Source organism: Rhizobium sp. SG570 (genome assembly GCF_012275345.1).
GTDB classification, from domain to species: domain Bacteria; phylum Pseudomonadota; class Alphaproteobacteria; order Rhizobiales; family Rhizobiaceae; genus Rhizobium; species Rhizobium lusitanum.
Genome location: NZ_JAAZQI010000002.1, coordinates 446114 through 466527, shown reverse-complemented (window position 1 = coordinate 466527; position 20414 = coordinate 446114). Strand labels below are relative to the sequence as shown.

17 protein-coding genes and 1 tRNA gene are annotated in these 20414 nt (G+C 60.1%); 9 read left to right on the top strand and 9 right to left on the bottom strand.

Going from position 1 to position 20414, the window contains the following annotated elements:
* Positions 1–19 precede the first annotated feature (19 nt).
* Complete coding sequence (locus FHT28_RS06060; RefSeq protein WP_168595785.1) at positions 20–988, bottom strand: LysR family transcriptional regulator; 969 nt, start codon at positions 986–988, stop codon at positions 20–22.
* A gap of 137 nt (positions 989–1125) precedes the next feature.
* On the opposite strand from FHT28_RS06060, the gene FHT28_RS06055 reads away from it, so the two are divergent.
* Entirely contained in the window at positions 1126–1740 is a 615-nt protein-coding gene (locus FHT28_RS06055) for an FMN-dependent NADH-azoreductase (protein ID WP_037199907.1), read from the top strand.
* Between the two features lie 52 nt (positions 1741–1792).
* Here the strand turns inward: FHT28_RS06055 and FHT28_RS06050 are convergent, their stop codons facing one another.
* The gene (locus FHT28_RS06050; RefSeq protein ID WP_168595784.1) at positions 1793–2380 is read right to left on the bottom strand and encodes a TetR/AcrR family transcriptional regulator; all 588 of its coding nucleotides are present in this window, start codon (positions 2378–2380) and stop codon (positions 1793–1795) included.
* Positions 2381–2485: 105 nt separating this feature from the next.
* On the opposite strand from FHT28_RS06050, the gene FHT28_RS06045 reads away from it, so the two are divergent.
* The gene (locus tag FHT28_RS06045) at positions 2486–3262 is read left to right on the top strand and encodes an SDR family oxidoreductase (RefSeq protein WP_037199981.1); all 777 of its coding nucleotides are present in this window, start codon (positions 2486–2488) and stop codon (positions 3260–3262) included.
* 232 nt (positions 3263–3494) lie between these two features.
* Here the strand turns inward: FHT28_RS06045 and FHT28_RS06040 are convergent, their stop codons facing one another.
* Both FHT28_RS06040 and ilvA read right to left on the bottom strand, forming a co-directional pair.
* On the bottom strand, positions 3495–3833 hold the full coding sequence (locus tag FHT28_RS06040; protein ID WP_037199911.1) for an HlyU family transcriptional regulator: 339 nt from the start codon (positions 3831–3833) through the stop codon (positions 3495–3497).
* 37 nt (positions 3834–3870) lie between these two features.
* Positions 3871–5121: a threonine ammonia-lyase gene (ilvA, locus tag FHT28_RS06035; protein WP_168595783.1), complete on the bottom strand. Its 1251-nt coding sequence runs from the start codon at positions 5119–5121 to the stop codon at positions 3871–3873.
* 361 nt (positions 5122–5482) lie between these two features.
* Between ilvA and FHT28_RS06030 the strand changes: the two genes are divergently transcribed.
* Together FHT28_RS06030 and FHT28_RS06025 are read left to right on the top strand one after the other, a co-directional pair.
* The gene (locus FHT28_RS06030; protein ID WP_168595782.1) at positions 5483–5824 is read left to right on the top strand and encodes a hypothetical protein; all 342 of its coding nucleotides are present in this window, start codon (positions 5483–5485) and stop codon (positions 5822–5824) included.
* 112 nt (positions 5825–5936) lie between these two features.
* A tRNA-Leu gene (locus FHT28_RS06025) sits at positions 5937–6022 on the top strand.
* A gap of 74 nt (positions 6023–6096) precedes the next feature.
* Here FHT28_RS06025 and wrbA read toward each other — a convergent pair.
* Positions 6097–6696, bottom strand: coding sequence for an NAD(P)H:quinone oxidoreductase type IV (wrbA, locus tag FHT28_RS06020; RefSeq protein WP_037199918.1), 600 nt, complete (start codon positions 6694–6696; stop codon positions 6097–6099).
* Between the two features lie 240 nt (positions 6697–6936).
* Between wrbA and FHT28_RS06015 the strand changes: the two genes are divergently transcribed.
* From FHT28_RS06015 to FHT28_RS05995, 5 genes are all read left to right on the top strand, one after another.
* Positions 6937–7710 carry a competence/damage-inducible protein A gene (locus tag FHT28_RS06015; protein ID WP_168595781.1) on the top strand — a complete coding sequence of 258 codons (774 nt, stop codon included), beginning with the start codon at positions 6937–6939 and terminating at the stop codon, positions 7708–7710.
* 115 nt (positions 7711–7825) lie between these two features.
* The gene (locus tag FHT28_RS06010; RefSeq protein WP_047557873.1) at positions 7826–8671 is read left to right on the top strand and encodes a universal stress protein; all 846 of its coding nucleotides are present in this window, start codon (positions 7826–7828) and stop codon (positions 8669–8671) included.
* Between the two features lie 319 nt (positions 8672–8990).
* Positions 8991–9488 (top strand): xanthine phosphoribosyltransferase, encoded by a 498-nt coding sequence (gene gpt / locus FHT28_RS06005; RefSeq protein ID WP_037199984.1) that lies wholly within the window; start codon positions 8991–8993, stop codon positions 9486–9488.
* Between the two features lie 766 nt (positions 9489–10254).
* A complete protein-coding gene (locus FHT28_RS06000; RefSeq protein ID WP_168595780.1) occupies positions 10255–14061 on the top strand; it encodes a vitamin B12-dependent ribonucleotide reductase in 3807 nt (1268 codons plus the stop codon).
* A gap of 383 nt (positions 14062–14444) precedes the next feature.
* Positions 14445–16067, top strand: a complete 1623-nt coding sequence (locus FHT28_RS05995) for an ABC-F family ATP-binding cassette domain-containing protein (RefSeq protein WP_037199927.1) — start codon at positions 14445–14447, stop codon at positions 16065–16067.
* 19 nt (positions 16068–16086) lie between these two features.
* Here FHT28_RS05995 and FHT28_RS05990 read toward each other — a convergent pair whose 3' ends face one another.
* Genes FHT28_RS05990 through FHT28_RS05975 form a run of 4 tightly spaced genes read right to left on the bottom strand, consistent with a single transcriptional unit; the run spans position 16087 to position 20279 of the window.
* The gene (locus tag FHT28_RS05990) at positions 16087–17100 is read right to left on the bottom strand and encodes an OmpA family protein (RefSeq protein ID WP_168595779.1); all 1014 of its coding nucleotides are present in this window, start codon (positions 17098–17100) and stop codon (positions 16087–16089) included.
* Positions 17094–18035, bottom strand: a complete 942-nt coding sequence (locus FHT28_RS05985; RefSeq protein WP_168595778.1) for a methyl-accepting chemotaxis protein — start codon at positions 18033–18035, stop codon at positions 17094–17096. The genes FHT28_RS05990 and FHT28_RS05985 overlap by 7 nt, the downstream gene beginning before the upstream one ends.
* Positions 18035–18853 carry a hypothetical protein gene (locus FHT28_RS05980; RefSeq protein WP_168595777.1) on the bottom strand — a complete coding sequence of 273 codons (819 nt, stop codon included), beginning with the start codon at positions 18851–18853 and terminating at the stop codon, positions 18035–18037. Before FHT28_RS05980 ends, FHT28_RS05985 begins: the two co-directional genes overlap by 1 nt.
* Positions 18831–20279 (bottom strand): hypothetical protein, encoded by a 1449-nt coding sequence (locus tag FHT28_RS05975; RefSeq protein WP_168595776.1) that lies wholly within the window; start codon positions 20277–20279, stop codon positions 18831–18833. Before FHT28_RS05975 ends, FHT28_RS05980 begins: the two co-directional genes overlap by 23 nt.
* Positions 20280–20414: the final 135 nt, after the last annotated feature.

Here is a 20414-nt window from a genome sequence, read left to right as displayed (position 1 = left end):
CCTCAGAGGGCGCCCATTTTCATTCCGCCGCCAGCTGGTTTTCGTCAGGACGGAACACGTCTATGGCAGCCTTGAAATCTACCCGGTCCGGGCATTGCGACAGGCGGTCGCGGAAGGCCTCAATCATCCAGGCCGCCGCAGGACCCGGGGGATTGGAGAGCTTGCGAACTGCATAGATCGGATATTCGCCCTGCTCATAGGCGTCGAGGTCGAGATGCACGAGCCGGCCCTTTTGCAGGTCTTCATAGATCAGCGACGCCGGCAGCCCGCCCCAGCCGAGGCCGCCGCGGATTAGCTGATGCTTGGTCGCGATATCGCTGAGGTGCCAGATCTTGTAGGACAGGACATTGAAATCCCGGCCCTTGGTGAGGTTCGAAGCATCGGTGACGACCAGTTGCACCTCTTCTCGCACGTCGGCGAGGGTCAGCGGCCGTCTGATCTGAGCAAGTGGATGACCAGGTGAGGCGACCGGCATCATGAAGGAGTGGCCGAGGCGCTCGATCACCATGGAATCGTCCTGCTTTATGACCGCGCCGCCGATTCCGATCGTCGATTTGCCGCTGGCGACCAGCTCCATCATCGTGCCGAGCTCGCCGGCATCAAGCCGCAGCGAGACGGACGGGAAGCGATCACGGAACTCTCTCAGGACGTCGACCGTGGCATTGGTCGGCACCATGACGCTGATGGCGACGGCGACCTCCGCCTCGAGCCCGGTCTTCAGGCCCTTGACCCTGGCGCGCATCACCTGGAGATCGGAGAGAATGCGGCGCGCATCCTCGAGCATCACCCTGCCCGCATCGGTCAGCTTCGGCTGGCGTGAGCCAGAGCGCTCGAACAGCGGCATTTCAAGCTGCGCCTCGAGATTGGCGATCGTATAGCTGATCACCGACTGCGCGCGGTTGAGCGCGCGCGAAGCCGCTGAGAAACTGCCGGATTCGGCAACGGTCAGAAAAACCTGCAATTGGTCAAGCGTTGGATTGGGAAGCATGGGCTATCCATTTTATCGATCATTCCAATCCATATTATCACAGTTTTTCTCGATAGCACTGAAGACTTATCTATGGACGCGAAACATGGTCGAACTTCCCACCCGGCTATCGCAACCCATTGACAAGGAACACTAACATGTCCTCCATTCTGCTTCTGACATCCAGCCCGCGGTCCGATTCCCTCTCCACCAAGATCGCGACCGAGCTTGCCGACAAGATCAAGGCCCAGAACCCGGGCAAGACGATCGTTCACCGCGATCTGTCGTCCGCTCCCCTGCCGCATATCGATGAGCTTTTCACCGGCGCCATCCGCACGCCAGCCGAAGCCCGCACGGCTGAACAGGCCGAAGCCGTCAAAGTTTCCGACGCGTTGGTCGACGAATTGCTTGCCGCCGACACGCTGGTCATCGGCACCGGCCTCATCAACTTCAACATCTATTCCTCGCTGAAGACCTGGATCGACAACATCGCCCGCGCCGGCCGCACCTTCACCTACACGGAAACCGGCCCGAAGGGTCTGGCGACCGGCAAGAAGGCCTATATCGTGCTGGCATCCGGCGGCGTTTATTCCGAAGGCCCGGCCGCTCCGCTGAACCACGCCGTTCCCTACCTGAAGTCGGTTCTCGCTTTCATCGGCATTACTGAAGTCGAGACCGTCTATATCGAAGGCATTGCTTTCGGTCCGGAAGCAGTCGAGAAGGCAATCGGTGCTGCTCAGGCCCGCGCAGCCGAGCTGGCGCTCGCCGCCTAATCGACAGCAGCTTGCAGATATTCGAGGCGGTCGGCATTTGCCGGCCGCCTTTCTATTTTGTCCCGCCGTTCGGCAGATCCTTCACGAACTGCCTTACGGTCTCCAGAATTTCTTTCGAAAATGCCTCGTCGTTGGCCACCCGCGCTAGCCCCAGCGCGCCGGTCATGAGGCAGGATGCGATGATCGCCTTCTGTCGCGCTTCGCGTGTTTCCGGCTCAGGCATGCGCGCGGTCATCGCTTCGAAATTCTTCCGCAGCCCTTCCGTCGCGATCGTGCGGACGGCGTCGCCGCTGCGGGCCATATCTGCCGTCAGGGCGGCATAGGCGCAACCCTCGCCGCAATGATCCCGATGACGCTCGCTGAGATAATTGTCCACGTAGGCGTCCAGCGGAATACTTGCCGGATCGATGCCTTTTTCCTCTTGATGCTTCCGCCAGGATCCAACGGCCGATTCCACCGCTTCCGCCACCAACTCGTCGCGGGAAGCAAAGTGCTTATAAAAGCCGCCGACGGTCAGCCCGGCTTCCTTCATCAGATCGGCGACGCCGATCCCGTCCAATCCTTCCTCCCGCAGCCGCTTAGCGGCAAGCGCGACGATGCGTTCGTGCGTCTTCTGCTTTTCCAATTGCGAACGGCCCATCGAGAATCCTTTCCGCTTAGCCTTGACAAAATGGATTACGAGCATAATCCTTATAGAGAACGATCATAATCCAGATCGTGAGAAAAGCCAACAGGAGCTATGAACATGCGTCTCAAGAACAAGGTCGCCCTCGTTACCGGCGGGAACAGCGGCATCGGCCTCGCCACCGCCCGGCTCTTCCTCGCCGAAGGTGCCAAGGTCGTCATCACCGGCCGCAATCCGCAGACCCTTGCAGCCGCCGCCGAGGAGCTTGGCGGCAACGTGCTGGCCCTGCAGGCCGACACGACAGACATCCCGGCGATGGAGAAGGCCTTCGCCGAGGCAGCACAGAAACTTGGCAAGTTCGATATCGTCTTCGCCAATGCCGGAATTGGCGGCGAGACCGCGCTCGGCAAGACCACGCTCGAGCAGTTCGAATCCATCGTGCGCATCAATTTCACCGGCGTATTCTTCACGGTGCAGGCAGCGCTGCCCTATCTGAACGATGGTGGTTCGGTGATCCTGAACGGCTCCGTGCATGCCGTGCTCGGCATTCCCGGCTATTCTGCCTATGCAGGCACAAAGGGCGCCGTTCGCGCCATGACCCGCAACCTGGCGTCAGAGCTTGCTCCGCGCGGCATCCGCGTCAACCAGGTCACGCCGGGAGCGACCAAGACGCCGATCTGGAATTCGCGGGCAGCAACGCCGGAAGCTATGGACGCACTGGAGGCCCGTTTCGGCGGCCTGAGCCCGCTCGGCCGCATGAGCGAAGCCGATGAGATCGCCAAGGCCGCACTCTATTTCGCATCGGACGATTCCGCCAACGTCACGGCGATCGAAATCACGGTCGATGGCGGCGCCGTCAACGCCCCCTCGGGCGCGAAGATATTCCGCACGGCCTGAGCCAAGAATCTAGCCAGGCGCCCGCCCGGTGCGGGTTGGCGCCGCGAAATCATGAGTAAGGCCGCCGGAAGCGTAAAGCACGAGGCGGCCTTTCCTTTTCAGGGATACGACGGCGCATCTCAGAATTCCGATTGCCGCGACATGTACATTTGCCATGCTTCGACTTTGGATTAAGGCAGCGCCTCGCCTTCAATATCTCTCTGGAGAAAGATAGATTGCCGCGGCGCCTAGATCAGACTTGTCGGACCTTTTCGCCGTCGCCGAACAGCGATGCGCCGTTCTGATCGATGATCTGCTGCGCCTTGCGGAAGGTCGATTCCACGGCATCGTCCGACGAGGTGAAAACATCGGCGCGGATGAAGTTGCGCACCAGGATCTCGCCGTTCACATCCTTCTCGATCCGGCCCATGAGCCGGAACTGATTGCCCTCGCGCTGCGGCGTGGCATAGATCGTGCAGCCGGCATGCACCTGGGGCTCGGCGCTGACAGTGGAGCTGGCAGACTTTTCAGCGCCCGCCTGCGACGCGCCGCCGGTGAAGATCGAAAGGATATTTGAAAAGAACGAAGCCATGGATCGCCTTTAGCATGAAGGTTGCAGGGTCGCAAAGTCAAATGATCAGGTTTGCCAGGATGTCGTTTTCGGTGATGTCTTCATACCCCATGCCGGAACTTTCGAAATTCGCGATAAGCTGTTTGAAATTATCCGGATTCTTCGTCTCGATGCCGATCAGGATAGAGCCGAAATTGCGGGCGCTCTTCTTCAGATATTCGAAGCGGGCGATATCATCTTCAGGCCCGAGCATGTTGAGGAAATCCCTCAATGCGCCAGGGCGCTGCGCCAGACGCAGGATGAAATATTTCTTCAGCCCGGCATAGCGCATGGCGCGCTCCTTGACGTCGGGCAGGCGTTCGAAATCGAAATTGCCACCGGAGACGACGGCGACGATGGTCTTGCCGCGGATGCTCTCACGATCCAGGGTCTCCAGCGCGGTGATCGCCAAGGCGCCGGCGGGCTCCAGCACGACGCCTTCGACGTTCAGCATATCGGTGATGGTCACGCAGATGGCGTTTTCGTCGATGAGTTTGATCTGTTCGGCAGCAAACCCTTTCAAAGCGGCGAAGTTCAGATCGCCGATACGGCCGACCGCGGCACCATCGACGAAATTGTCGACTTTGGTCAGCGTCACCACCTTCCCCGCCTCGATGCTGCGCCTGAGGCTCGGCGCGCCGGCGGGCTCGGCGAAGACAAAGGCATCGCGGGCGAGCCGATCGGCAAAATAGCTGGTGATGCCGGCGGCCAGACCGCCGCCGCCGACAGGCAGAAGAATGCGGTCGGCCACGACGCCATCAGGCAGTTGCTCGGCGATCTCGGCCGCGACGGTCGCCTGCCCCTCGATAATATCGACATGATCGAAAGGCGGCACCATGACGCCATCGATCTTTTCGACATGATCGCGCGCGGCCTGATAGCATTGGTCGAAGAAATCGCCGAAGAGCTTGATGGTGATGAATTCGCCGCCGAATATGCGGGTCTTGTCGATCTTCTGCTGCGGCGTCGTCACAGGCATGTAAACCACGCCCGGCACGCCGAAATGCCGGCAGACGAAGGCAAAGCCCTGAGCATGATTGCCGGCGGATGCGCAGACGAAGGTCTTTCCCGTTCCTCCTTCGGCAATCACCTTGCGGAAGAAATTGAAGGCGCCGCGGATCTTGTAGGAGCGCACCGGCGTCAGATCCTCGCGCTTCAGCCAAATGTCCGCGCCGTAACGAGCGGAAAGATGCTCGTTCAGCTGCAGCGGCGTTACGGGGAAGAGACCACGCATGGCCTCGGTGGCTTCGAGAACAGTCTGTTTGTCCACGGTCTATCCGTCCTTCTTCAATCGCCCCCGCTATGACACAGGAAAGATGAGCAAAGAAAGCCTGTTTATCGCGCTTTCGGACCTGTGATAGCGAGATTCGCCACACTGACGAGTCATTAACTATTTATGCCCCTGACTGCGGAAACTCCTAAATCTCCGAGTTGACAGCCAAGCTCCCCCCGCGTCCAATATGACACAGCCATCATGATGATGGTTAGAGGCCCGCCCTAAAACCGATCCGTCGGCTCCGGCGGGCTTCGCTTGTTAGGCACAGTGCAGAACTCACCTAATAATTCCATTTACAGTTGAAAAATCGCGCAAAAGATGCTTATCCCGGCCTCATCCAAGGGAGACCATCATCATGCGCTCTATCCGCTTGCTTTCCATTGCTTTCACCCTCGCCGCGCTGGCTTCCTGCACATCGCAGGAGCAAACCTTCGAGAAGAGCATCCCGATCATGAAGGAAAGCCCGAGCGCCCGTGCGCAAGTCATCGCCAAATGCATGTCGCAGCACCTACCGCCGGAAACGCTGGATCAAATCGCGTTTTATGTGAGATCGCAAAGAAGCGAAGCAAAGCGGCTCTTTTGTCAGCGACTGATGACAGGCGTAGTTTCCGGAAGAATAAGCTACGCCGATTTCAAAGCCATGTTCCAGCAGAAAAAGGTGACCCCGGCGCTCGTCGCCGTTCTCAAGGGGCGCTAAGCTGATCGACACCGAATGATCCCTATGCGGCGGCGGACCAATGTAAGTTGGTCCGCCATTGCAAAAACATTTCCTTGACTGAATCGCTCAAGTGCTTGAAGGGGAAAGACACGCGGACGTGGCGAAACTGGTAGACGCAAGGGACTTAAAATCCCTCGGCCTTTGGCTGTACGGGTTCGACCCCCGTCGTCCGCACCAAAGATAAACCCCTATATGCTCGACGAAAAAGGCGCAGCTTTCGCCGCGCCTTTGTTCAATGCACAAAACTCGAACTAAGCGAAAAGCTTGGCCGCGATCTTGGCGACATGGGCGCCCTGGAACTTTGCCGCTTCCAGCTCGATTTCGGAAGGCTGACGCGAGCCGTCGCCATTGGTGATGGTGGAAGCGCCGTAGGGCGAGCCGCCCTTGACTTCCTCGGTGCCCATCTGGCCCTGGAAGGCATAGGGAAGGCCGACAACAACCATGCCCTGATGCAGAAAGGTCGGGATGAAGCCGAGAATGGTCGATTCCTGGCCACCGTGCTGGGTGGCGGACGAGGTGAAGGCCGAGCCGACCTTACCGACGAGCTTGCCGGCGAACCAGAGGCCGCCGGTCTGATCCCAGAAATTGCGCATCTGCGAGGCAACCGTGCCGAAACGCGTGCCGGCGCCGACGATGATCGCATCATATTCGGCCAGTTCGTCCGGCGTTGCGATCGGCGCTTCCTGGTCGACCTTGAAGTAGGAGGCCTTTGCAACCTCTTCCGGCACCAGTTCGGGCACGCGCTTGACGGTGACTTCGGCACCGGCGGACTTTGCGCCCTCCGCGACGGCATAGGCCATCGTCTCGATATGACCGTAAGCGGAATAATAAAGAACCAGAACCTTAGCCATGAACGTCTCCTGTCTGTTGGACGCGTTAAGTATCGGAGCAAGTTTTATCAGCGATGAGACGGGCGCGCAGCCCCCATGCCCGGAACGCACTGTTCATCCCCTATAGACGAAAATTCACTTGCGCGGCCTCAAGGCGACTACCCGGGACCGTGAAAACGACCGTTTGCATTCGCGAAAAACGGCGCTACCTATTTCGAACCTTTTGCGAACGCGCCGCTGCGCAATTTCACGGATGTTTTCATGACAAACGAAACCATTGTCACCGCCGCCATGCTGGCCATCGGCGACGAGCTGCTCTCCGGCCGGACGAAGGACAGGAATATCGGCCATCTCGCCGATATCCTGCTGCTTGCCGGCATCGATCTGAAGGAGGTTCGTATCGTCGCCGATGATGAAGACGCCATCGTATCGGCGCTGAATGCTTTGCGCGGCACGTATGATTATGTCTTCACCTCAGGCGGCATCGGCCCGACCCATGACGATATTACCGCCGACGCCATCGCCAAGGCGTTCGGCGTGCCCTGCGAGCACGATGCCGAGGCCATGCGGCTGATGGCTGAGATGTATGCCAAGCGCGAGATGGAATTCACCGAGGCCCGCCAGCGCATGGCGCGCATGCCTGTCGGATCGAAACACATCGCCAATCCGGTCTCGACAGCACCGGGCTTCAACATCGGGAACGTCTATGTGATGGCCGGCGTGCCGCAGGTTTTCCAGGCGATGCTCGACAATGTCATACCGACGCTTCGGACCGGCGTGCGCATGCTTTCGACGGCGATTGCCTGCCCTTACGGCGAAGGTGAGATCGGCACGCCGCTCGGCATCATCCAGAAAGCCCATCCGGATACCAGCATCGGCTCCTATCCGCGCTATGTCGGCCAGTCCTTCTCGACCGAAATTGTCGTCAGAGCCCGCTCCGCCGAGCTGGTTGAAAATGTCGCGGGGGAAGTGCGCGCGATGATCGAGGCTATCCGACAGTCGAAAGCCAAGGATAATCAGTCCGCCCAGGCATGACGTTCAACGATGGCGTGCATTTTATCGGGGAACCAGGAACGGGTTCAGCGCATTATTTCGATGCGGAATGCTGATATAATGAAGCGATCCAACCCTCCGCATGGGAGATCACGTCATGTCCTATAAAACCCTGGTGACCGTTCTCGACAATCCCGACAACACGCGCATCGCCGCCGATTTTGCGGCGGCGTTCGCCAAGGAGTATGGCGCCCACATTGTCGGCCTGCATGCGGAAATCATCTCGACCGTGCCGCTCGTGGCGCCGATGGAAATCCCGGATCCCGTCGCCGTGCAGGCGCTTCAGGATGTCGCCCATAGCCAGGCGGTCGAAATCGAGCGGCTGTTTCGCACGAAAATGGAGGGGGCCGGCCTCGACTATGAATGGCGCAGCTTTACCAGCACCGTTGGCTACGGCACCGAGCCCTTGATCGAAAGTGCCCGCAGCGCCGACCTGCTGGTTGCCGTGCAACCGGACCCGGCGAAATATTCCGACAACCAGGTCGATGTCGAAACCTTCCTGTTCGATAGCGGCCGCCCGGTACTGTTGATCCCCTATATCCTGCGCACGCCGAAACCCGTGCGTCGCGTGCTGATCGCCTGGAACGGCTCCAAGGAGGCGGCGCGCGCCACCTTCGATGCCCTGCCTTTCCTGAAGGCGGCCGATTCCGTGGAAATTCTTTCGGTCAGCACATCCGAGAGAGAGACCCACCCCTCGAAGGAAAGCGGCGTTCAGATTGCGGCGGCGCTGACGCGTCACGGCGTTCGCGCCAAATTCGAAACCGCGGCCTGCACCGGCAAGTCCACGCCATCGCAAGTCATCGAAAATCGCCTTGCCGACAACAGCATCGATCTGCTCGTCATGGGCGCCTATACGCATTCCTGGCTCTGGCAGATGATCTTCGGCGGCACGACGCGGACATTGCTGCAATCCATGACGGCGATGACGCTTCTGGCCCGCTGATCGGCTTTGCAGCTTAAACCGAAGGGTTCTCCACTGGAAACTGCACCGCTTCGCTGCATGGCGGCTATTGCCTTTTGACCGCAAATCCAGCAGAAAGCAGCGACCGATGACAGAATTCCCGTCAGGGAACCGTTCGCGCGGTCCATGGAACATGATCCCGAAAGGCATATCGCTCTTTTCTGGATGAAATCCTGTTCAAGTCGATATCAAGCGAATCGCGTTCCGGATTTGGTTCATGGTCCGCGCCCGCCGCGGGGGTCTGCTCAGGGTCGCCGGTAGCGCCGGCGCGTCGTTATTCCATGCCCCGGAGCCTGCTGCCATGTCCCTTCCTGATAAAGCCTTTCCCGTATCCTGGGATCAGTTCCATCGCGATGCCCGCGCGCTTGCCTGGCGGCTTGCCGGCCTCAATCGCGAATTCAAGGCGATCGTCTGTATCACCCGCGGCGGCCTCGTACCGGCCGCCATCATCTCGCGCGAACTCAATATCCGCGTGATAGAGACCGTCTGCGTCGCCTCCTATCACGACTACACAAGCCAGGGGGAGATGAACCTTCTCAAGGGCGTTGCGCCGGAACTGGCGGTCGACGGCGGCGAAGCAGTCCTCGTCATCGACGATCTGACCGATACCGGCAAGACGGCCGTCGAAGTCCGCGCCATGCTGCCGAAGGCGCATTTCGCCTGCGTCTACGCCAAGCCCAAGGGCGTGCCGACCATCGACACCTTCATCACCGAGGTAAGTCAGGACACCTGGATCTACTTCCCCTGGGACATGGGCTTCACCTATCAGGAGCCGATCGCCAAGGGTCATCGCGGCTGAATTCCGTCGCGAGCCGCGCGAATCAGCAATGATTCTGTCCGCTGGACAAAAGCGGGACTCGACCTGTGGTAATAGAGGTGGGCGCTGCGGCGCCCACTATATTTAGTGGAGGCCAGACGATGAGAACATGTGCGATTCAAGGCTTTCCCAGCGAATCATAAGACACCACGGCATGCTTTTGCCTCGTCGCCAATGGTTTCAGGGTCACGGTCACAATATTGTCGCGTTTGACCCCTGCAGCAATGGATTTCATCGCATCCCCGATCCAGCGATGGGCGAACGTCCGCCTCCAAGCTGTTGAATCCTTTGATCTCCTGACATTTCCCCAGTTTCCACAGCCAAGCCCACAAGATATTGTGGTTAACAATCCATTTCAAACCACCCCTTGACGAAAACGGGTCTTTCAAAGTTAATGGACGACGTTGCGGCGGCGACTGGACCGGATGGAATTACGAGGGCTGGTCCTCAACTCGAAATCGGATTTGGATTCAGGGCGATGCACCATGATCGGTGACCGCCGTGAGGGTTTTTGTGCCGATATCGATGCTGCCAAAAAACGTGTGCGGGGACTGGCGGCAATAAGCTGTTAATACTATATTTAGTGTTTACAGCCACCATCACCACAAGATACAGGAGAGCATCTCCGGATGACACCTCCTGTCAGAAAGCGGATTGAAGACTGGCTGCGCGTTGAAATCGCGAGGCCGGATTAGGATTTTTGCGCCCTGCTCTCTCATGGGCGCGCCAACGAACGAGGATTGGGACCATGCGCATCGAACGTCGCTTTACGAAGGCCGGTCAGTCACCCTACGCGGATATCGAATTCCGCAAAGCGACCAGCGAGATCAAGAACCCCGACGGCTCGATCGTGTTCCGGCTCGAGAATATCGATGTGCCCGCACAGTTCTCGCAGGTTGCCGCCGACATTCTGGCGCAGAAGTACTTCCGCAAGGCCGGCGTGCCCGCCAAGCTGAAACGAGTCGAGGAAAACGACGTTCCTTCATTCCTGTGGCGTTCCGTGCCCGATGAAGCTGCCATGAAGGACCTTCCAAAGGAGAGCCAGACCGGCTCCGAAACCGACGCGCGCCAGGTTTTCGACCGTCTGGCCGGCACCTGGACCTACTGGGGCTGGAAGGGCGGCTATTTCTCGTCCGAGGAAGACGCCTCCGCTTTCCAGGACGAGCTCGCTTATATGCTTGCCACCCAGCGCGTCGCGCCGAACTCTCCGCAGTGGTTCAACACCGGCATGCACTGGGCCTACGGCATCGACGGCCCCGGCCAGGGCCACTTCTATGTCGACCCCTTTACCGGCAAGATCACCAAGTCCAAGTCGGCCTATGAGCATCCGCAGCCACATGCCTGCTTCATCCAGTCCGTCGAGGACGACCTCGTCAACGAAGGCGGCATCATGGACCTGTGGGTTCGCGAAGCCCGCCTCTTCAAATACGGCTCCGGCACCGGCTCGAACTTCTCGCTGCTGCGCGGCGAAGGCGAAAAGCTGTCCGGCGGCGGCCGTTCCTCCGGCCTGATGAGCTTCTTGAAGATCGGCGACCGCGCTGCAGGCGCCATCAAGTCAGGCGGCACGACCCGCCGCGCCGCCAAGATGGTCGTCGTCGACATCGACCACCCGGATATCGAGGAATACATCAACTGGAAGGTCAAGGAAGAGCAGAAGGTTGCCGCTCTCGTGACCGGCTCGAAGATCGTCGCCAAGCACCTGAAGGCGATCATGAAGGCCACGGTCAATTGCGAAGGCGACAACGACAATTGCTTCGATCCGGCCAAGAACCCTGCCCTGAAGCGCGAAATCCGCGCCGCCAAGAAGGATCAGGTTCCGGAAAACTACGTCCAGCGCGTCATCCAGTTCGCTCGCCAGGGCTACAAGGATCTCGAGTTCAAGACCTATGATACCGACTGGGATTCGGAAGCCTATCTCACCGTATCGGGCCAGAACTCCAACAACTCGGTCTCGATCAAGGACGACTTCCTGCGCGCCGTCGAGAACGATGGCGACTGGAACCTGACGGCACGCAAGGACGGCAAGGTCATCAAGACGCTGAAGGCCCGCGACCTCTGGGAATCGATCTCCTATGCCGCGTGGGCATCGGCCGACCCGGGCCTGCATTTCAACACGACGATGAACGACTGGCACACCAGCCCGGCTGCCGGCCCGATCCGCGCATCCAACCCGTGCTCGGAATACATGTTCCTCGACGACACCGCCTGCAACCTTGCTTCGCTGAACCTGATGACCTTCAAGGACGCGGCGACGAAGCGCATCAACATCGCCGATTACGAACATGCCGTCCGCCTCTGGACCGTCGTTCTCGAAGTCTCCGTGATGATGGCGCAGTTCCCGTCGCGCCGGATCGCCGAGCTTTCCTATGAATATCGCACGCTCGGCCTCGGCTACGCCAACATCGGCGGACTGCTGATGTCGTCGGGCATTCCCTATGATAGCGACGAAGCCCGCGCCATCGCCGGCTCGCTGACCGCGATCATGACCGGCGTCGCCTATGCGACCTCGGCCGAAATGGCCTCCGAACTCGGGACATTCCCGATGTTCAAGCCGAATCGCGAGAATATGCTGCGCGTCATCCGCAACCACCGTCGCGCCGCCTACGGCGAGACCTCAGGCTATGAGGGCCTGTCGGTCAATCCGGTGGCGCTGATCCACTCCGAGAACCCGGACAAGGATCTCGTTGCCCATGCCAAGGCTGCCTGGGACAAGGCGCTGGAACTCGGCGAGAAGCATGGCTACCGCAATGCCCAGGCAACCGTGATCGCGCCGACCGGCACGATCGGCCTCGTCATGGATTGCGATACGACCGGCATCGAGCCCGACTTCGCGCTGGTGAAGTTCAAGAAGCTCGCCGGCGGCGGCTACTTCAAGATCATCAACCGTGCCGTTCCGGAAGCGCTGCGTGCACTCGGCTATTCCGAAAGCCAGCTCGCCGAGATCGAGGCCTATGCCGTCGGCCATGGCAACCTGAACCAGGCTCCGGCCGTCAACCCCTCGACGCTGAAGGCCAAGGGCTTCACAGACGAGAAGATCGACGCCGTCAACGCTGCCCTCAAGAGCGCCTTCGACATCAAGTTCGTCTTCAACCAGTGGACGCTCGGCGCCGACTTCATGAAGGGCGCGCTGAAGGTTTCCGACGAGCAGATGGCCGACATCAGCTTCAGCCTGCTTGACCATCTCGGCTTCTCCAAGAAGGACATCGAGGCCGCCAACATCCATGTCTGCGGTGCGATGACGCTCGAAGGCGCGCCGTTCCTGAAGAACGAGCACCTCGCCGTCTTCGATTGCGCCAATCCCTGCGGCAAGATCGGCAAGCGCTACCTTTCGGTCGAAAGCCATATCCGCATGATGGCGGCCGCCCAGCCCTTCATCTCCGGCGCCATCTCCAAGACGATCAACATGGCGAACGAAGCAACCGTCGAGGATTGCAAGAACGCATACATGCTGTCCTGGAAGCTCGGCCTCAAGGCGAACGCGCTCTATCGCGACGGCTCCAAGCTTAGCCAGCCGCTGAACGCCTCGCTGATCGAGGACGACAGCGACGAGGATGCGATGGAGGAATTCCTGCAGGCTCCGGCTGCCGCCCAGGCCGTCACCATCACCGAGAAGATCGTCGAGCGCGTGATCGAAAAGGTCATACGCACGCAGGAGAAGCTGCCGGGTCGCCGCAAGGGCTACACCCAGAAGGCCAAGATCGGCGGACATACCATCTTCCTGCGCACCGGCGAATATGACGACGGCCGCCTTGGCGAAATCTTCCTCGACATGAACAAGGAAGGTTCGGCGCTGCGCGCCTTCATCAACAACTTCGCGATCTCGGTCTCGCTCGGCCTGCAATACGGCGTGCCGCTCGAGGAATATGTCGACGCCTTCACCTTCACCAAGTTCGAGCCGGCCGGCATCGTCACCGGCAACGACGCGATCAAGAACGCCACGTCGATCCTCGACTATGTGTTCCGTGAACTGGCCATCTCCTATCTCGGCCGTCACGACCTCGCCCATGTCGATACGTCCGACTTCAACAACACGGCACTTGGCCGCGGCGTATCGGAAGGCAAGGCCGATGTCTTCTCCAAGGGCCTGACTCGCGGCTACAAGCCGACGCTGGTTCCAACATCAGGCGAGCGCTCCGCAGCCGAGGTGAAGGGTGCGGCGACAGCCGCCCCGGCACGCGCCGCCTCGCTCGCGACAGTCACGGCTTTTGCCGGCAACACGGTGCGCAAGCTGGAACCGGCGACCGCCATCTCCACCTCCGAAGTCGTCGCCTTCAAGCGCGACTATGAGGAGCGCGCCAAGGAACTGGCCGAAGAGATTGCGGAAGAAGTTGTCAGCGAAGTCGCCGAATCCACTGGCCTCTTCACCGACAAGGCTGCGAGCGACGCAGCGGCAGCCAAGACGGAAGCCAAGAAGCTCGAATCCGAACGCCGCGCCCGCTCCATCATGCAGGGCTACACCGGCAACATGTGCACGGAATGCCAGAACTTCACGATGGTGCGGAACGGGACTTGCGAGAAGTGCGACACTTGTGGCGCGACGAGCGGCTGCAGCTGAGCGCCTCGATTTAATTAGTTGTCTGATAGGCCCCGCACGAAAGTCGCGGGGCCTATTGTATATTTCCCTCAGCCACTTTCACGTCCGGATGACGTCAATTCAGGGTGATACCCTCAGCCGCCGTCATATATCCAGAACTTGTGGTTCGTCCTGTCGTATTGCATGGGCACCACGCCGTTTACGGCAGATGGTACGCCCGCAGGAGCTCCATTCGTCGCAGAGATGTAGAGAAGGTCGCTGGCGGATCGTTGATCGGACGTGAATTTCATTACGCAGCCGCTGCGCGGGCACACATCCTGCGATCACATGGCTAAAAACCTGCGACAGAGCCGCCAACCCGTGGCATAAGGCCCCGAAACTTATTCTTTGGGCCTCTCGTAGACATGATCCGTATAGAAAACATCAGCAAGCAGAACAGCCATCGCATCCTCTTCATCGAGGCGTCCGCAGCACTCAACCGCGGCGAGAGTGTCGGGCTCGTCGGCCCCAATGGCGCCGGCAAGACGACGCTTTTTCGGATGATCACCGGACAGGAACAGCCCGATGAGGGGCAAGTCTCGGCCGATAAGGGCGTGACCATCGGTTACTTCAACCAGGATGTCGGCGAGATGGCAGGCCGCAGCGCCGTCGCCGAAGTAATGGAAGGAGCCGGGCCTGTGAGCATTGTCGCCGCAGAATTGCGCGAGCTCGAAGCAGCCATGGTCGATCCCGATCAGGCCGACGATATGGACAGGATCATCGAACGCTATGGCGAGGTGCAGGCGCGCTACGAGGAGCTTGACGGCTATGCGCTGGAAGGCCGCGCCCGCGAAGTGCTTGATGGCTTGAGCTTCAGCCAGGAAATGATGGAAGGCGATGTCGGCGCGCTTTCGGGCGGCTGGAAGATGCGCGTGGCGCTGGCCCGCATTCTCCTGATGCGCCCCGACGTCATGTTGCTCGACGAACCGAGCAACCATCTGGATCTCGAAAGCCTGATCTGGCTGGAGTCCTTCCTGAAGGGCTACGAGGGCGCATTGCTGATGACCTCGCACGACCGCGAGTTCATGAACCGCATCGTCACCAAGATCATCGAAATCGATGGCGGCAACCTCACCAGCTATTCGGGCGACTATGAGTTCTATGAGCAGCAGCGCGCCCAGAACGAGAAGCAGCAGCAGGCGCAGTTCGAGCGCCAGCAGGCGATGCTTGCCAAGGAAATCAAGTTCATCGAGCGCTTCAAGGCGCGCGCCTCGCACGCGTCGCAGGTGCAGAGCCGCGTGAAGAAGCTGGAGAAGATCGATCGCGTCGAGCCGCCGAAACGGCGACAGACGGTCGCCTTCGAATTCCAGCCAGCGCCGCGCTCCGGCGAAGACGTGGTCAACCTGAAAAACGTCCATAAGAAATACGGCAGCCGCATCATCTATGAAGGGCTTGATTTCATGGTGCGGCGTAAAGAGCGCTGGTGCATCATGGGCATCAACGGCGCCGGCAAGTCCACCCTGCTGAAGCTGGTGGCAGGCTCGACGCAGCCGGACGAAGGCAGCGTCGCCTTGGGCGCCAGCGTCAAGATGGGTTATTTCGCGCAGCACGCCATGGATCTTCTCGATGGCGAGCGCACAGTGTTTCAGCAGCTCGAACACGATTTCCCGCAGGCGGGCCAAGGGCCGCTACGCGCACTCGCCGGATGCTTCGGCTTCTCCGGCGACGATGTCGAGAAGAGATGCCGCGTGCTGTCGGGTGGCGAGAAGGCGCGGCTCGTCATGGCGATCATGCTCTTCAACCCGCCGAACCTCCTCGTGCTGGACGAGCCCACGAACCATCTGGATCTCGACACGAAGGAAATGCTCATCAAGGCACTGTCGCAATATGAAGGCACCATGCTGTTCGTCTCGCACGACCGGCATTTCCTCGCAGCGCTCTCCAATCGCGTGCTGGAACTGACGCCCGAGGGCGTTCACCAATATGGCGGCGGCTATACGGAATATGTGGCGCGCACCGGCCATGAGGCGCCCGGCCTGCATAGCTGACACCCCTGCAAAGCCGGCGTCAGTGCACCTCTGCAGGCAGTGCGGTTCCGGCATTGATGACGGCAACGGGCACAGTTCTGCCGCGCACGCGGATCTCGATGCGGCGGCGCGACTCCACGGCGCCGCGCTGGCCTGAGGTGATCGTATCGCCGGGCAGGATCAATTGCGCTGCGGACATCGGCAGGATGGTGGCATCCTTCAGCTTGGGATTGGCCTTGAGAACATTGGCGACTGCGATGGCGCGGGCGAGCCCAAGCCCGGCATTATCGGCCGGCAGCAAAGCCGATACCGGCAGCTTGCCGTCCATCGCGCTGATCAGCGTATCGTCGAGATTGGATTTTTCGCGCGCTATCGGCTGTTCGTCCGTGTGGCCGATCACTTCGACGATATTGGCGCCATAGAGGCTCAGATTGCTGGCGATTTCGTCGGTGATCGTCGTGTCCAGCAATCGCGCGAAAGTGCTGGTGAGCTCGGCGCTGCCGGACTGGAAATAGTTCTTCTTGGCATCGTCGAGATTGATGATCGGTGGCCAGTCGTGAGCACCCTTCCCGCCTGCATTGCCGGCCAGCAGCTTGTCGACCTCATCGGGCGCGGCCGTCAGCGAGACGCCGTGTTCCTTCAAAACAGCGGCAACCTTGGAAAGCGCTTGCAGATCGGCTGACGTCGCACCTTCGCTCGCTATGCTGTCGAGCGTCTCGCGCGCCAGCACCAGCTCACGCCATTGCTTCTCGACGACCGCCTTGTCAGCTGCCGAGAGATCGCCGGAGACGAGCTTCGATTGCAATTGCACGATCTGCGCTGCCTGCTCGGCCCGCTTCTTCTCCAGCAAGACGATCTGCTGCTCGGCTTTCCCCAGCTTGCGCTCGACCTCGTAGCGGCGGTTTCTCTCCGCCGAGATCATGGCGGCGGCAACGAGCAGCAGGCAGAAGACCAGAAGCAGCATGGATTCGGCCATCGTCAGACCGAGGATGAGGCCACGATTATAGCCCTTGTGCTCCAGTTTCGGCCTGCTGTCCGAGGCTTCCGTTACCATAGGCGCCACCAGCGTTTTCGTGGCACGGTTTCGTCCTTCGATACGGTGCCGCCGTCATCGGCTTTCAACCTCGGCAACGGCGTTTGCCCCATCGCCTCCGCCATGCGATTGAGCGCTTCTTCGATATTGCGCAACGGCTGCAGCTGCGCCTCGGACATATCCTTGATGGCGACAATCGCCGGCGCCAGCTCGGCGCGGACAACATCCTCAGGCGACCGGATCTCCTCCAGCTTTTTGCCGACGCTTTCGACAGTGGTGCCGAACTTGCCGATGATATCGGAGAGCTGCGACGTCGTTGCCGTCAGCTGTGCCGCCGCATCGTTGATCGGGGTCACCGCCTGCTTCGCCAGCACCTCCAGGATCTTGCTGATCTCCTGGCCGTTGCGCTCGGCCTGGTGCGCGATCTCCTCGAACCCTTCCGAGAGCATCTGATTGCTGACCCGCCGATAGTGGGAGAACTCGCGCGACGAGGAGTCGAGTTCGGTGCGCACCCGCCGGGTCATCTCGGCAAGCTCGTGGCGCACGCTGCGCTCTATGTCGATTGGGTCGCGCCGCATCTGGTTGAAGAGGATGCGCAGCGTCACACCGGCGATCGTCGAGGTCACGGCGATGCCGAAATTGCGGACGATGGTCTCGATCGATGTTTCGCCGGCGAAGAGATAGAGCGAAACGCCCAGGCTCGACAGGGTGAAGAGGAAACCCATGTAATAGAGATTGTCGCCGGCCTGCTCGTTGTGCAGCCGAAATCCGGCGAAGGCCAGCGATACCACGAAGTAGATGCCCATCAGCAGCAGCGGCACGCCTGTCACGATCGGCAGCGACCAGCCCATGAGCTTCGACGACCAGATGAAGATCATGCCGCCGATGGTGACCGATGCGAAGAGGAGCATCGGTCCATAGTCTCGAATGACGTATCTCGCCTCGGTGCCGGCCATCAGCGTATCCCCTCCAATCGCACGAACCCGTCGAAATGGCCGTTATTGTCCTTGATCCACTGCGCCCAGAAGTTTGCGAGATCCTCCATGCTGAACTTCATATTCGGCCTTTGAAAGGCAAGAATCTTGACCGCGACACCGTCCAGTGACGTACGGAACCTATCGTTGGCGGGGCTATGCAGGAACTTTTGGTAGGAAGCGCCATCACGATAGTTCGAGAAGGCTGTCGTGTGTTCGATCATATCGGAGGCGACGAACAGGCGTTTCGGCATGCCGCCCGGCGCGCCGGCAAAGACCTCCAGGTTGATCTTCTGGATGGCCGCCATGATCGGCGATTGCATGCCGGATTCTCCAACATTCAGCTTGCCGGCAATATCCGCAAGCGGCTTCTGGAAACCCTTTTCCCAGCGCGCCTGCGCCAGGCGCGGATTGCTGGTCCATTCGTCGACGTTCGCCCCGCTTCCGGGATTGCAGCCGTGGAAGGTCTGGATGAGCTCGCCCTCCTTTTCCGTCAGGGCGTAGATATCGACCGCGCCGCCGATCGGCACTTCGGCGACGATCTTCTGGAACTGGTTGCGCAGATCGAGCGCCGTCGTATCCGAGATCGGATCGGTGACATCGAGCAGGATCGCCGTTTCGGCCTTCGGTCCGTCCACCGGGCAGAGCGACGCCTGGTCGACGGCGACATTGCCGCTCGCCTTGTAGCGCAGCCAGCCATAGGCGCCGACGATCCCGAGAGACAGGACGGCAAGGCAAACCGTTGCGATGATGAGGCCGGCGGAGCCGCCGCGCCGACTACGCCGCTTGCGTCGCGCCAAGGGTGCTCTCCGGGAAAAGATTGTCGAGCTTATGATACTTCTCGATGGCGCTCTCGAATTCGTCGCCAATCTGCTTGATCTGCTCCGACAGCTCGGCCTGTGCGCTCTGGATGCGCGCGCCAAGCACCTTGTCGTCCCATTCTTCTTCTGTGCGCAGCACCGACGTCAACCGTTCCATTTTGTAGGCGGATGCGAAATAGGGCGGTTCCGGCTCGGTGCGTGCCGCCCTATTGGCATCGCGATAGCTGGTGAGCAGCACATTGGCGGCGCGTTCGAGATGGTTCTGGTGTTCGGCAAAAAGGCCGGCGGTTCTGCCGCGATGGGCGATGATGGCAGCCGTCTCCTGCCGGCGCAGCGAGAGGTCGCGGATGATTTCCTCGATCTTGCTGTTGTGCTCGTCGCGGATCTCGCGAAGGTCGTCGATCAGATCCAGCTTGCGGTCGATATAATTGTCTCTCGCCGCATCGAGGCGTTTCTGCACGCCGGCAAAACCCGGATAGGGATCGGTGAGATAGCAGCCGTCGATAAAAGCCACGAGCGAGAACATCAGGCCGACGGCGAAAAGCATCCAGGAGTTCAGCTCCTGCAGCCCCAGCGGCGCCTTCTTCAAGCGCTGTATCACCTCGGCGCCGGCGCCGCTCAAAATGGTGGCCGATACCTCGCGGTAATGTGCCAGCGCGATGTTGATCCCCAAGGCGACGGCGACATAGGCGACGAGGCCGAGCAGGCCGAGCAGCTTCAGCGCATAGGAGCGATGCAGGAGGAAGCGGACGCAGAAGAAAGAGAACATCAGCGCCGTGCCGATGTTGAGAAACGCGAAGGCAGCCGCTTCCGTCACGCCGCCGACGACGCCCTGCTCGCTCCCCTTGGCGAGGAAACTGCCGTTCATCACCATTTCAATGAGAACGAGAAAGATGATGAGCGCGACCTTGAAGCCCCAGGCGGCCTTGCTGGAGACCTTTGCCGCGCGCTGCAGCCTGTGCCTGGCCTTGAAATCCACCATTTCGTCCTCGGCGGTCTTCAGATTGCGGCGCAGGCCGTGCAGCTCGTCGACGCCGCTTGCCACCTCCGCCTTGAAATCCGATAGGCTCGAGGCGTTCGCCTGGCGGATTAGCCCGAACTGTCCTTCGAAATCGAGATTTCGCAGGCGGCTGTCGAAGGTCTGGAGCTGATCCTCGAGGACCTGATAGGAGCTCTTCTTCTCGGCTTCGACCCAGGTGACGATCCGCTGCTCCGTCTCGTCGAATGATTGCGCGCCAGATCCTGGCCGGTTCAACCGTCCCGCCGCGGCACCTTTCTCTTTCAAGTCGAGAGTCGATCCGAGCTTGTCGATATCGACGACGGGAAAGACGTCCGTCGAGGCCCGGAAATCATGGCTGGTCTCCCGAACGCTTTCCCAAAGGCGGTTTAAGGCTTCGAAACGCAATGATCTTCCCCGGCGAATTCATCAACTTAGAAAGGACAAACGATAGATCGATACCGCACCGGTTGTTCCCGGTCCATAGCGATCTAGCCAAGGTTAGGATGCGATTGTGGTAAAGACTAGCCCGATGGAACAGTG